At 42.0% G+C, this 12,861-nt stretch carries 12 protein-coding genes; 10 read left to right on the plus strand and 2 right to left on the minus strand.

Going from position 1 to position 12,861, the window contains the following annotated elements; translation table 11 throughout:
• Position 1 precedes the first annotated feature (1 nt).
• From D8852_RS00175 to D8852_RS00225, 10 genes are all read left to right on the plus strand, one after another.
• Positions 2 to 601 carry a response regulator transcription factor gene (locus D8852_RS00175; RefSeq protein WP_125424881.1) on the plus strand — a complete coding sequence of 200 codons (600 nt, stop codon included), beginning with the start codon at positions 2 to 4 and terminating at the stop codon, positions 599 to 601.
• A 317-nt stretch (positions 602 to 918) separates the two neighbouring features.
• Positions 919 to 1,332, plus strand: a complete 414-nt coding sequence (rpsL, locus tag D8852_RS00185) for a 30S ribosomal protein S12 (RefSeq protein WP_001142332.1) — start codon at positions 919 to 921, stop codon at positions 1,330 to 1,332.
• Positions 1,333 to 1,351: 19 nt separating this feature from the next.
• Positions 1,352 to 1,822 carry a 30S ribosomal protein S7 gene (gene rpsG / locus D8852_RS00190; RefSeq protein ID WP_000087873.1) on the plus strand — a complete coding sequence of 157 codons (471 nt, stop codon included), beginning with the start codon at positions 1,352 to 1,354 and terminating at the stop codon, positions 1,820 to 1,822.
• Between the two features lie 278 nt (positions 1,823 to 2,100).
• On the plus strand, positions 2,101 to 4,182 hold the full coding sequence (fusA, locus tag D8852_RS00195; protein ID WP_000090349.1) for an elongation factor G: 2,082 nt from the start codon (positions 2,101 to 2,103) through the stop codon (positions 4,180 to 4,182).
• 263 nt (positions 4,183 to 4,445) lie between these two features.
• Complete coding sequence (locus D8852_RS00200; RefSeq protein WP_125424880.1) at positions 4,446 to 6,146, plus strand: acetolactate synthase large subunit; 1,701 nt, start codon at positions 4,446 to 4,448, stop codon at positions 6,144 to 6,146.
• On the plus strand, positions 6,139 to 6,615 hold the full coding sequence (ilvN, locus tag D8852_RS00205) for an acetolactate synthase small subunit (protein WP_001253806.1): 477 nt from the start codon (positions 6,139 to 6,141) through the stop codon (positions 6,613 to 6,615). Before D8852_RS00200 ends, ilvN begins: the two co-directional genes overlap by 8 nt.
• Before the next feature lie 86 nt (positions 6,616 to 6,701).
• The gene (gene ilvC / locus D8852_RS00210) at positions 6,702 to 7,724 is read left to right on the plus strand and encodes a ketol-acid reductoisomerase (RefSeq protein WP_000290685.1); all 1,023 of its coding nucleotides are present in this window, start codon (positions 6,702 to 6,704) and stop codon (positions 7,722 to 7,724) included.
• A gap of 78 nt (positions 7,725 to 7,802) precedes the next feature.
• Positions 7,803 to 9,053, plus strand: coding sequence for a threonine ammonia-lyase IlvA (ilvA, locus tag D8852_RS00215; protein WP_125424879.1), 1,251 nt, complete (start codon positions 7,803 to 7,805; stop codon positions 9,051 to 9,053).
• 77 nt (positions 9,054 to 9,130) lie between these two features.
• On the plus strand, positions 9,131 to 10,027 hold the full coding sequence (locus tag D8852_RS00220; protein ID WP_084974060.1) for an SPFH domain-containing protein: 897 nt from the start codon (positions 9,131 to 9,133) through the stop codon (positions 10,025 to 10,027).
• 102 nt (positions 10,028 to 10,129) lie between these two features.
• Positions 10,130 to 10,345 (plus strand): hypothetical protein, encoded by a 216-nt coding sequence (locus tag D8852_RS00225; protein ID WP_001130035.1) that lies wholly within the window; start codon positions 10,130 to 10,132, stop codon positions 10,343 to 10,345.
• Positions 10,346 to 10,438: 93 nt separating this feature from the next.
• Here D8852_RS00225 and D8852_RS00230 read toward each other — a convergent pair whose 3' ends face one another.
• Together D8852_RS00230 and D8852_RS00235 are read right to left on the minus strand one after the other, a co-directional pair.
• Complete coding sequence (locus tag D8852_RS00230) at positions 10,439 to 11,179, minus strand: amino acid ABC transporter ATP-binding protein (protein ID WP_125424878.1); 741 nt, start codon at positions 11,177 to 11,179, stop codon at positions 10,439 to 10,441.
• Complete coding sequence (locus tag D8852_RS00235) at positions 11,179 to 12,741, minus strand: ABC transporter substrate-binding protein/permease (protein ID WP_125424877.1); 1,563 nt, start codon at positions 12,739 to 12,741, stop codon at positions 11,179 to 11,181. The genes D8852_RS00230 and D8852_RS00235 overlap by 1 nt, the downstream gene beginning before the upstream one ends.
• Positions 12,742 to 12,861 lie beyond the last annotated feature (120 nt).

Below are 12,861 nucleotides of genomic sequence, written 5' to 3' on the forward strand. Positions count from 1 at the left end.
GATGAAACTACTTGTTGCAGAAGATCAAAGTATGTTGCGAGATGCTATGTGCCAGTTGCTTACCTTTCAACCAGATGTGGAGTATGTCCTACAAGCCAAGGATGGCCAAGAAGCAATCCAACTCCTAGAAAAAGAGTCTGTAGATATCGCCATTCTTGATGTAGAGATGCCTGTTAAGACAGGCCTCGAAGTCTTGGAGTGGATACAAGCAGAAAAGCTAGAAACAAAGGTGGTTGTGGTGACGACCTTCAAGCGCCCCGGCTATTTTGAACGTGCAATCAAGGCTGGAGTGGATGCTTATGTCTTAAAAGAAAGAAGCATTGCAGACCTCATGCAAACCTTGCACACGGTTCTCGAAGGACGTAAGGAATATTCGCCTGAATTGATGGAAGTGGTGATGACGCATCCTAACCCGTTAACAGAGCAAGAAATCGCTGTTTTAAAGGGAATCGCTCAGGGCTTGTCTAACCAAGAAATCGCAGACCAACTCTATCTATCAAATGGAACCGTCCGAAACTATGTCACCAATATTCTTTCGAAACTAGATGCTGGTAATCGAACAGAGGCAGCCAACATTGCAAAAGAATCTGGTTGGCTTTGATAAGAAAGATAAAAAACAACTCAAATGATTGCTAAATTGAAGGAAATCTATACTAGAAAGTAGGAGGCAAAATTGCCTCCTTTTTTGTTTAAAAAAGCGGTGAGAGCTAGTGTCAAAGAGTTAAAAGATCAGAATAAAAATGAAAAACATCTTGACAATGAAGGAAAAAATGTGTTACAATAATAGACGGTACTTTTTACTTTTGGTCTCTCAAAAGTGTACAGGGACGTGCTGACAAATGTTGCAAAAGTACACACAGATGGTAGCTGTCACCAAGTGTATCATCACCAAAAATAAAAAAACACAGGAGAATGTAGATGCCTACAATTAACCAATTGGTTCGCAAACCGCGTAAATCAAAAGTAGAAAAATCTAAATCACCAGCTTTGAACGTTGGTTACAACAGTCATAAAAAAGTTCAAACAAACGTTTCTTCACCACAAAAACGTGGTGTTGCAACTCGTGTTGGAACAATGACACCTAAAAAACCTAACTCAGCCCTTCGTAAATTCGCTCGTGTACGTTTGAGCAACCTTATCGAAGTTACTGCCTACATCCCAGGTATCGGACACAACTTGCAAGAGCACAGCGTGGTGCTTCTTCGCGGTGGACGTGTAAAAGACCTTCCAGGGGTACGTTACCATATCGTCCGTGGTGCACTTGATACTGCAGGTGTTAACGATCGTAAACAAGGCCGTTCTAAATACGGTACTAAACGTCCAAAAGCATAAGGAAAGGGGATAAAGAGAAATGAGTCGTAAAAATAGAGCTCCAAAACGTGACGTATTGCCAGATCCGCTTTACAATTCACAACTAGTTACTCGTCTTATCAACCGCGTTATGCTTGATGGTAAACGTGGTACAGCTGCTTCAATCGTTTACGGTGCTTTTGAGCAAATCAAAGAAGCTACTGGAAACGATGCACTTGAAGTATTTGAAACAGCTATGGAAAACATCATGCCTGTACTTGAAGTACGTGCACGTCGTGTTGGTGGATCTAACTACCAAGTTCCAGTTGAAGTTCGTCCAGAACGTCGTACAACACTTGGACTTCGTTGGTTGGTAACAATCGCTCGCCTTCGTGGTGAACACACAATGCAAGACCGTCTTGCAAAAGAAATCTTGGACGCTGCTAACAACACTGGTGCAGCTGTTAAGAAACGTGAAGACACTCACCGTATGGCTGAAGCTAACCGTGCCTTCGCACACTTCCGTTGGTAAGATAGGATACGAAAGCGTTAAGAAAGTCCCAGAGAAAATAGGGAATCGAAGTAGGTTGCGATTGCAACCAATGAGATTCATCTTTTTCTCCAGACTTTTAGCTTGAGTTCAACTCAGCTATCTTAAGCTTTTAGCCCGAGTTCAATTCAATTTGTCTACAAGTTGAAACCAACAAAAACAAGATAAACATTGAGAACGGGTAGGTCCTGCCTATCCGTTTTTATTAAAATCGTGTTATAATAGAATAGAAATTAAAATAAATAGGAGAAACAAACCTCATGGCACGCGAATTTTCACTTGAAAAAACTCGTAATATCGGTATCATGGCTCACGTCGATGCCGGTAAAACAACAACTACTGAGCGTATTCTTTACTACACTGGTAAAATCCACAAAATCGGTGAAACTCACGAAGGTGCGTCACAAATGGACTGGATGGAGCAAGAGCAAGAACGTGGTATCACTATCACATCTGCTGCGACAACAGCTCAATGGAATAACCACCGCGTAAACATCATCGACACACCAGGACACGTGGACTTCACAATCGAAGTACAACGTTCTCTTCGTGTATTGGACGGTGCGGTTACTGTTCTTGACTCACAATCAGGTGTTGAGCCTCAAACTGAAACAGTTTGGCGTCAAGCAACTGAGTACGGAGTTCCACGTATCGTATTTGCTAACAAAATGGACAAAATCGGTGCTGATTTCCTTTACTCTGTAAGCACACTTCACGATCGTCTTCAAGCAAATGCACACCCAATCCAATTGCCAATCGGTTCTGAAGATGACTTCCGTGGTATCATCGACTTGATCAAGATGAAAGCTGAAATCTATACTAACGACCTTGGTACAGATATCCTTGAAGAAGATATTCCAGCTGAATACCTTGACCAAGCTCAAGAATACCGTGAAAAACTGATCGAAGCAGTTGCTGAAACTGACGAAGAATTGATGATGAAATACCTTGAAGGTGAAGAAATCACTAACGAAGAATTGAAAGCTGGTATCCGTAAAGCGACTATCAACGTTGAATTCTTCCCAGTATTATGTGGATCAGCCTTCAAGAACAAAGGTGTTCAATTGATGCTTGATGCGGTTATCGACTACCTTCCAAGCCCACTTGACATCCCAGCGATCAAAGGTATCAACCCAGATACAGATGAAGAAGAAACTCGTCCTGCATCTGACGAAGAGCCATTTGCAGCTCTTGCCTTCAAGATTATGACTGACCCATTCGTAGGTCGTTTGACATTCTTCCGTGTATACTCAGGTGTTCTTCAATCAGGTTCTTACGTATTGAACACTTCTAAAGGTAAACGTGAACGTATTGGACGTATCCTTCAAATGCACGCTAACAGCCGTCAAGAAATTGACACTGTTTACTCAGGTGATATCGCTGCTGCCGTTGGTTTGAAAGATACTACCACTGGTGACTCATTGACAGATGAAAAAGCTAAAATCATCCTTGAGTCAATCAACGTTCCAGAACCAGTTATCCAATTGATGGTTGAGCCAAAATCTAAAGCAGACCAAGACAAGATGGGTATTGCCCTTCAAAAATTGGCTGAAGAAGATCCAACATTCCGCGTTGAAACAAACGTTGAAACTGGTGAAACAGTTATCTCTGGTATGGGTGAGCTTCACCTTGACGTCCTTGTTGACCGTATGCGTCGTGAGTTCAAAGTTGAAGCGAACGTAGGTGCTCCTCAAGTATCTTACCGTGAAACATTCCGCGCTTCTACTCAAGCACGTGGATTCTTCAAACGTCAGTCTGGTGGTAAAGGTCAATTCGGTGATGTATGGATTGAATTTACTCCAAACGAAGAAGGTAAAGGATTCGAATTCGAAAACGCAATCGTCGGTGGTGTGGTTCCTCGTGAATTTATCCCAGCGGTTGAAAAAGGTTTGGTAGAATCTATGGCTAACGGTGTTCTTGCTGGTTACCCAATGGTTGACGTTAAAGCTAAGCTTTACGATGGTTCATACCACGATGTCGACTCATCTGAAACTGCCTTCAAGATCGCGGCTTCACTTGCTCTTAAAGAAGCTGCTAAGACTGCACAACCAGCTATCCTTGAGCCAATGATGCTTGTAACCATCACTGTTCCTGAAGAAAACCTTGGTGATGTTATGGGTCACGTAACTGCTCGTCGTGGACGTGTTGATGGTATGGAAGCACACGGTAACAGTCAAATCGTACGTGCTTACGTTCCACTTGCTGAAATGTTTGGTTACGCAACTGTTCTTCGTTCAGCATCTCAAGGACGTGGTACCTTCATGATGGTATTTGACCACTACGAAGATGTACCTAAGTCAGTACAAGAAGAAATCATTAAGAAAAATAAAGGTGAAGACTAATCAGTCCTCGCTCTAGAAGGAAGTCACTTAGTGGCTTCCTTTTTATGTTCTATATCAAGGAAGGTTAGAAAAATATACTCTAAATTAAATTTGGAAATAATAAAATCGTTCAATTCCCTATTCATATTTATAAAAATAGGAAAAACATTCATAAAAACACGTTTAGATAGAAAATTCAGAAAATTGCTTCTTTTGTCTTGAAAATTTTTGAAAAAATGGTATGATAGTAACAAGCTATTTTTAAGAGAAGAGAAAGGGGAACAATGGAGAAAATCAGTTTAGACGCTCCTAAGACGGGATCGGATCTAGTTTTGGAAACACTCCGTGATTTAGGAATTGATACTATATTTGGTTATCCTGGTGGGGCTGTCTTGCCTTTATATGATGCGATTTATAATTTTAAAGGTATCCGCCACATCTTAGGTCGCCATGAGCAAGGGTGTTTGCACGAAGCTGAAGGCTATGCCAAATCAACTGGAAAGTTGGGCGTTGCCGTCGTCACGAGTGGACCGGGAGCAACAAATGCCATTACAGGAATCGCGGATGCCATGAGCGATAGCGTTCCCCTTTTGGTCTTTACGGGACAAGTCGCTCGAGCAGGCATTGGGAAGGATGCCTTTCAGGAGGCGGACATTGTCGGTATTACCATGCCTATTACTAAGTATAATTACCAAGTCCGTGAGACAGCTGACATTCCTCGTATCATTACGGAAGCTGTCCATATTGCGACCACAGGTCGTCCTGGCCCAGTTGTGATCGACTTGCCAAAGGATGTATCTGCCTTAGAGACGGACTTCATCTATTCACCAGAGGTAAATTTACCAAGCTATCAACCGACGCTTGATCCGAATGACATGCAAATCAAGAAAATCTTGAAACAATTGTCTAAGGCTAAGAAACCTGTATTGCTAGCTGGTGGCGGGGTTAGTTATGCAGAAGCAGCTGCCGAGCTCAATGAGTTTGCTGAACGTTACCAAATTCCAGTCGTGACCAGTCTTTTGGGGCAAGGTACGATTGCGACTAGCCATCCGCTCTTCCTAGGAATGGGAGGTATGCACGGTTCTTTCGCAGCTAACATTGCCATGACCGAAGCGGACTTTATGATTAGTATTGGTTGCCGTTTCGATGACCGCTTAACTGGAAATCCTAAGACCTTTGCTAAAAATGCCAAGGTTGCTCATATCGATATAGATCCAGCTGAGATTGGTAAGATTATCAGTGCAGATATTCCAGTGGTTGGGGACGCTAAGAAAGCCTTGCAGATGCTATTGGAAGAACCAACTGTTCATAACAATACTGAAAAGTGGATTGAAAAAGTCACTAAGGACAAGAATCGTGTTCGTTCTTATGATAAGAAAGAACGTGTGGTTCAACCTCAGGCCGTTATTGAACGCATCGGCGAGTTGACGAATGGAGATGCCATTGTTGTCACAGACGTAGGGCAACATCAAATGTGGACAGCTCAGTATTATCCTTACCAAAATGAGCGTCAATTAGTCACTTCAGGTGGTTTGGGTACCATGGGGTTCGGAGTTCCTGCAGCTATCGGAGCCAAGATTGCCAATCCAGAAAAAGAAGTAGTTCTTTTTGTCGGTGATGGTGGCTTCCAAATGACCAACCAAGAACTAGCCATCCTAAATATCTACAAGGTACCCATTAAAGTCGTGATGCTGAATAACCACTCACTAGGAATGGTTCGTCAGTGGCAGGAATCCTTCTATGACGGTAGAACTTCTGAGTCAGTCTTTGATACACTTCCTGACTTCCAGCTGATGGCACAGGCTTACGGCATCAAAAACTATAAATTTGATAATCCAGAGACGATAGAGAAGGATCTAGAATCCATTCTGGAGGATGTGCCGATGTTTATCGAGGTGGATATTTCTCGTAAGGAACAGGTTTTACCAATGGTACCAGCTGGGAAGAGCAATCATGAGATGTTGGGGGTGAAGTTCCATGCGTAGAATGTTAACAGCAAAACTACAAAATCGTTCGGGAGTCCTCAATCGCTTTACAGGTGTCCTATCTCGTCGTCAGGTCAACATTGAGAGTATCTCAGTTGGTGCGACAGAGAATCCTGATGTATCACGGATTACTATCATTATCGATGTAGCTTCACACGATGAAGTAGAGCAAATCATTAAGCAACTCAATCGTCAGATTGATGTGATTCGCATTCGAGATATCACAGATAAACCACACTTGGAAAGAGAGGTTATCTTGGTGAAGGTATCTGCTCCTGCTGAAAAGCGTGCAGAAATCTTGGCCATTATCCAACCTTTCCGTGCAACGGTAGTAGATGTGGCTCCAAGCTCAATCACTATTCAGATGACGGGAAATGCTGAAAAGAGTGAAGCTTTATTGCGAGTGATTCGACCATATGGTATTAAAAATATCGCTCGTACGGGTGCAACTGGATTTACCCGCGATTAATACTCTTTGATTTTCAATGTAAAAAATAACTTAAATTTGTTAAACCAGCCTATAAGGCAATAAAAAATAGAAAAGAGAGAAAAACTATGGCAGTTCAAATGGAATACGAAAAAGATGTTAAAGTAGCAGCGCTTGACGGTAAAAAAATCGCCGTAATCGGTTATGGTTCACAAGGACATGCGCATGCGCAAAACTTGCGTGACTCAGGTCGTGATGTCATCATCGGTGTGCGTCCAGGTAAATCTTTTGACAAAGCAAAAGAAGACGGATTTGATACTTACACAGTAGCAGAAGCAACTAAATTGGCTGACGTTATCATGATCTTGGCACCAGACGAAATTCAACAAGAATTGTACGAAGCAGAAATCGCTCCAAACTTGGAAGCTGGAAATGCAGTTGGATTTGCTCATGGTTTCAACATTCACTTTGAATTTATCAAAGTTCCTGCAGATGTAGATGTCTTCATGTGTGCTCCTAAAGGGCCAGGACACTTGGTACGTCGTACTTATGAAGAAGGATTTGGTGTTCCAGCTCTTTATGCAGTCTACCAAGACGCCACAGGAAATGCGAAAAACATTGCTATGGACTGGTGTAAAGGTGTTGGAGCAGCTCGTGTAGGTTTGCTTGAAACAACTTACAAAGAAGAAACTGAAGAAGATTTGTTTGGTGAACAAGCTGTACTTTGTGGTGGTTTGACTGCCCTTATCGAAGCAGGTTTTGAAGTCTTGACAGAAGCAGGCTATGCCCCAGAATTGGCTTACTTTGAAGTTCTTCATGAAATGAAATTGATCGTTGACTTGATCTATGAAGGTGGATTCAAGAAAATGCGTCAATCTATCTCAAACACTGCTGAGTACGGTGACTATGTATCAGGCCCACGTGTGATTACTGAGCAAGTTAAAGAAAACATGAAAGCTGTTTTGGCAGACATCCAAAATGGTACATTTGCAAATGACTTTGTAAATGACTATAAAGCGGGACGTCCAAAATTGACTGCTTACCGTGAACAAGCAGCTAACCTTGAAATTGAAAAAGTTGGTGCAGAACTACGTAAAGCAATGCCATTCGTTGGTAAAAACGACGACGATGCTTTCAAAATCTATAACTAATTCTTAGAATAAAAACAGAAGGCGAGTTGGGGGGTACCTAACTCGCTTTTTACCTTGTAAAGTATTTGAGGAGGAGACATGCTAAGTGCAAAAGATGTGGTGAAAGCCCACAAAGTTTTAAGTGGTGTAGTAGTGAATACACCACTGGAATATGATCATTACTTATCGGAGAAGTATGGTGCTAAGATTTATTTGAAGAAGGAAAATGCTCAGCGTGTTCGTTCCTTTAAGATTCGTGGAGCCTATTATGCCATTTCACAATTGACAAAAGAAGAACGTGAGCGTGGTGTGGTTTGTGCATCAGCGGGGAATCACGCTCAAGGTGTCGCCTACACTTGTAAGGAGATGAAGATTCCCGCAACGATTTTTATGCCCATCACAACACCGCAACAAAAGATTGGGCAGGTTCGCTTTTTCGGTGGAGAGTTTGTGACAATCAAGTTGGTTGGGGATACCTTTGATGCTTCTGCTAAGGCAGCACAAGAATTTACCGTTTCAGAAAACCGTACCTTCATTGATCCTTTTGATGATATCCATGTTCAAGCTGGTCAAGGGACTGTGGCCTACGAAATTCTTGAAGAAGCCCGTAAAGAGTCTATTGATTTTGATACAGTACTAGTTCCGGTAGGTGGTGGCGGACTGATTGCAGGGGTTTCGACCTATATCAAAGAAACCAATCCCGCTATCGAAGTAATTGGTGTAGAAGCCAATGGAGCCCGCTCTATGAAAGCTGCCTTTGAGGCTGGGGGACCAGTTAAGCTCAAAGAAATTGATAAGTTTGCTGATGGGATAGCTGTACAGAAAGTTGGACAGTTGACCTATGAAGCAACTCGTCAGAATGTTGAAACTCTTATTGGAGTAGATGAGGGTTTGATTTCGGAGACCTTGATTGATCTTTATTCCAAGCAAGGAATTGTCGCCGAACCTGCTGGAGCGGCTAGCATTGCAGCCTTGGAAGTTCTATCGGACTATATCAAAGGTAAGACCATTTGTTGTATCATTTCTGGGGGAAATAACGATATTAACCGTATGCCAGAGATGGAAGAACGTGCCTTGATTTACGATGGCATCAAGCATTACTTTGTAGTCAATTTCCCACAACGTCCAGGGGCTCTTCGTGAGTTTGTAAATGACATCTTGGGACCAAATGATGACATCACTCGTTTTGAGTATATCAAACGGGCCAGCAAGGGGACAGGGCCGGTATTGATTGGGATTGCTCTTGCTGATAAGCATGATTATGCTGGCTTGATTCATCGGATGGAAAAGTTTGACCCATCTTATATCAATCTGAACGGAAATGAGACCTTGTATAATATGCTAGTCTAAAATAAATTTGCTATCATATTATTTGCCAATTTCCTATAATGATGCTATAATGATGGTGACGAAAGGGGGAGATTCCCATGGTTTTACATGTTTTACTTGTTCTCTTTATTCTAGTGCTGATTGCATCAGCGATTATTGTCAGCTCTGTGTACGTTGTAAGGCAACAGTCTGTCGCTATTATCGAGCGTTTTGGTAAATACCAAAAGTTGAGTAATAGTGGTATTCATGTACGAGCACCTTTTGGAATTGATAGAATTGCGGCCAGGGTGCAGTTGCGTCTATTGCAAAGTGAGATCGTCGTGGAAACAAAAACACAAGATAATGTATTTGTGACCATGAATGTGGCGACTCAGTATCGAGTGAATGAGAATAATGTCACAGATGCTTACTATAAACTAATGAGACCAGAAGCTCAAATCAAATCCTATATTGAGGATGCCTTGCGTTCATCTGTACCTAAATTGACCTTGGATGAACTATTTGAGAAAAAAGATGAAATCGCATTAGAAGTTCAAAAGCAAGTAGCAGAAGAAATGTCTACATATGGTTACATCATTGTAAAAACATTGATTACGAAGGTTGAGCCTGACGCTGAAGTTAAACAATCAATGAATGAAATCAATGCTGCCCAACGTAAGAGAGTCGCTGCGCAAGAACTTGCAGAAGCAGATAAGATTAAGATTGTGACCGCGGCAGAAGCAGAGGCAGAAAAAGATCGCCTACACGGTGTAGGGATTGCAGAACAGCGTAAGGCTATTGTTGATGGACTTGCTGATTCTATTCAAGAATTAAAAGGAGCCAATGTTGAACTCACGGAAGCCCAGATTATGTCCATTCTATTAACAAATCAGTATTTGGATACTTTGAATAATTTCGCAGACAATAAGGGCAATAATACCATCTTCCTACCAGCAAATCCTGATGGAGTTGAAGATATACGAACAAGCATATTATCAGCTTTAAAAGCTAAGTAATAACAATTCATTATTTGTTTTCAATAAGTAGATGTTTTTTGTAGATAATCCTAAAAGAATGGATATATTTCAGTATCGTAAAGAACAAAATAGGAGAAGAACATGGCTAAATCAAACTTTGAAAAAGTAGAATCAGTTGTTGGCTGGGTTCGTGATAAGAAAATCACAGGTTACCGTATCTCTAAGGAAACAAATGCACGTGAAATGTCAATTATTGCTTTGGCACAAGGTCGTGCAAAAGTGAAAAATATTTCATTTGAAACAGCCCTAGGCTTGATTGATTTTTATGATAAGAATCATGAAAAATTTGAAGATTAAACTAGGCTTACAGGCAGATTCTTAAAATGAATCTGCCTTTTGTTTTGCAAAGAGTTAGTAAAAAGACTACATATTTTATGCAGTCTTTGTTTGTTATTTGAGATAGCGCTGAAGAAACTCTCGTGTTCGTTCTTCTTTAGGGTTCGTGAAGAGGTCTTCTGGCTTGCCTTCTTCAGCGATGAGGCCCTTATCCATAAAGATGACACGGTGTGAGACATCGCGGGCGAATTCCATTTCGTGGGTGACGACGATCATAGTCAGGCCTTCTTGAGCCAGGTCTTGCATGATTTTAAGGACTTCACCGACCATTTCTGGATCCAGAGCAGATGTTGGTTCGTCGAAAAGGATGGCGTCAGGATTCATGGAGAGGGCGCGTGCGATGGCTACACGTTGCTTCTGGCCACCAGAGAGTTGTTTTGTTTTGGCTTGCCAATAGCGTTCTCCCATGCCAACTTTTTCAAGATTTTCTTTGGCAATTTTTTCAGCTTCAGAGCGTTCTCGTTTAAGGACAGTCGTTTGGGCGACGATCGTATTTTCGAGAACATCGAGGTTTTCAAAGAGGTTGAAGGATTGAAAAACCATTCCGAGTTTTTCCCGATAGTGAGTAAGGTCATAGCCTTTCGCAAGGACGTTTTCTCCTCGGTAGAGAATTTCCCCTTCAGTAGGTGTTTCAAGTAGGTTGATAGAACGTAGGAAGGTTGATTTTCCGCTTCCTGAGCTCCCGATGATGGAGATAACCTCTCCTTTGTGAACTGACAGAGAAATATCTTTTAAGACTTCATTTTGTCCATAGGATTTTTTGAGGTGTTTAATTTCAAGAATGGGTTGATTCATTATTTCAAGTCCTCCGTTTGCATTTGATTAGCACCTGTAGTGTAGGTATCCATGTCCATGCGTCTTTCGATGAAGCGCAAGATACGGGTCACTGTGAAGGTGAGGACAAAGTAAATCACGGCGATGATTGTAAATGTCTGGAAGTATTGATAAGTTTGGGTGGCCACAGTATTACCAGAGAAGTAGAGTTCCACCACAGAGATAACATTCAGTACAGAGGTATCTTTGATATTGATGACAAACTCATTACCAGTAGCAGGTAAGATATTGCGAACGACCTGAGGGAGGACAACCTTGCGCATGGTTTGATTATGGGTCATACCAAGAGCAGTTGCGGCTTCAAATTGTCCCTTGTCGACTGCTAGGATACCTCCACGGACGATTTCTGTCATGTAGGCACCCGTGTTGATTGAAACGATGAAGATGGCAGCCAGTGTACGGTCAAGGTTAATACCGAAGGCTTGTGCTGTACCGTAGTAGATAACCATAGATTGAACGATCATAGGCGTACCACGGAAAATTTCAATATAGACATTAAGGATCCAGCCAAGTAGTTTTTGCAAGCCATAGATGGCCTTGTTTTCAGATAGAGGGGCCGTACGGAAGACTCCGATTGCAAGCCCGATAATAAGCCCTGCGATGGTTCCGATAATGGAGATCAAGAGTGTGATGCCAGCACCACGCAGGAGTTGTTGCCAGTTTTCAGAAAGGATCTTAGCGACTTGACTAAAGAAGCTACTTTCTTCCTCAGTTGTTGTCGCCTCCACTGGCTGCTCTTTAATCATCCGATCCATGAGAGCTACTTGTTCGTCCTTGGAAATGGTTTCGATGCTGGCATTGATTTGGCTGATGCGACTATCGCCCTTGCGAAGCCCAATGGCAATAGCTGTGTCTTCTTCGCCAGTTTTGAAACCTGGTTGGGGTTGAATCATTTTGAACTTAGCGTTGGCAGACTCAGCGGTCATTGCTTCAGGTCGTTCAGAAACATAGGCATCGATAACACCAGCTTCAAGTGCTTGACGCATTTGAGCAAAGTCGCCCATAGCTGTTTCTTTTTTTGCACCTGAAATTTGGGAAATCAGGTCATAAAGGTAAACACCTTGTTGAGACGTGATTTTTGCCCCGCTAAAGTCCTCTAAAGATTTGGCATTTGCATAGGCAGAGTCCTTTTTTACCAATAGAACGGGTTCGCTAGTATAGTAACTGCTTGAAAAAGCAATTTCTTGTTTACGTTCAGCGGTAGGGCTCATACCAGCAATGATCATATCGATTTTGCCAGAAGTAAGAGCAGGAACAAGTCCTTCCCACTTGGTTTTAACGACCAAAGGTTCCTTACCTAAGTCTTTGGCAATCTTTTTAGCGATTTGAACATCGTAGCCGTTGGCATATTGATTGGTACCATCGATTTTGACGGCGCCATTACTATCGTCGTCTTGGGTCCAGTTGAAGGGAGCGTAAGCTGCCTCCATCCCAATGCGTAAATATTCGTCGGCTTGGACTTGGCTAACTAGTCCTAAGGTAAGGGCTAGGCTAGCAAGGATAGATAAGCATAATTTTTTCATGTTTTCTCCTATTTCTAGTCTAAAAATGACTTCTCTCTATTGTATCTAAAAATAGTGATATTTTCAATATAAGTAAGCCTTTACTTATAAAAAATGATATAATGATAGCAAAGATAAAAA

The sequence above is a fragment of the Streptococcus mitis genome (assembly GCF_003942695.1).
GTDB lineage: Bacteria > Bacillota > Bacilli > Lactobacillales > Streptococcaceae > Streptococcus > Streptococcus mitis_BD.

Coding starts and splice junctions, on each gene's coding strand:
- D8852_RS00235 (WP_125424877.1), bottom strand. CDS start 12,741: ATGAAAAAATTATGCTTATCTATCCTTGCTAGCCTAGCCCTTACCTTA.
- D8852_RS00220 (WP_084974060.1), top strand. CDS start 9,131: ATGGTTTTACATGTTTTACTTGTTCTCTTTATTCTAGTGCTGATTGCA.
- rpsL (WP_001142332.1), top strand. CDS start 919: ATGCCTACAATTAACCAATTGGTTCGCAAACCGCGTAAATCAAAAGTA.
- D8852_RS00230 (WP_125424878.1), bottom strand. CDS start 11,179: ATGAATCAACCCATTCTTGAAATTAAACACCTCAAAAAATCCTATGGA.
- ilvC (WP_000290685.1), top strand. CDS start 6,702: ATGGCAGTTCAAATGGAATACGAAAAAGATGTTAAAGTAGCAGCGCTT.
- ilvA (WP_125424879.1), top strand. CDS start 7,803: ATGCTAAGTGCAAAAGATGTGGTGAAAGCCCACAAAGTTTTAAGTGGT.
- ilvN (WP_001253806.1), top strand. CDS start 6,139: ATGCGTAGAATGTTAACAGCAAAACTACAAAATCGTTCGGGAGTCCTC.
- D8852_RS00200 (WP_125424880.1), top strand. CDS start 4,446: ATGGAGAAAATCAGTTTAGACGCTCCTAAGACGGGATCGGATCTAGTT.
- fusA (WP_000090349.1), top strand. CDS start 2,101: ATGGCACGCGAATTTTCACTTGAAAAAACTCGTAATATCGGTATCATG.
- D8852_RS00175 (WP_125424881.1), top strand. CDS start 2: ATGAAACTACTTGTTGCAGAAGATCAAAGTATGTTGCGAGATGCTATG.
- rpsG (WP_000087873.1), top strand. CDS start 1,352: ATGAGTCGTAAAAATAGAGCTCCAAAACGTGACGTATTGCCAGATCCG.
- D8852_RS00225 (WP_001130035.1), top strand. CDS start 10,130: ATGGCTAAATCAAACTTTGAAAAAGTAGAATCAGTTGTTGGCTGGGTT.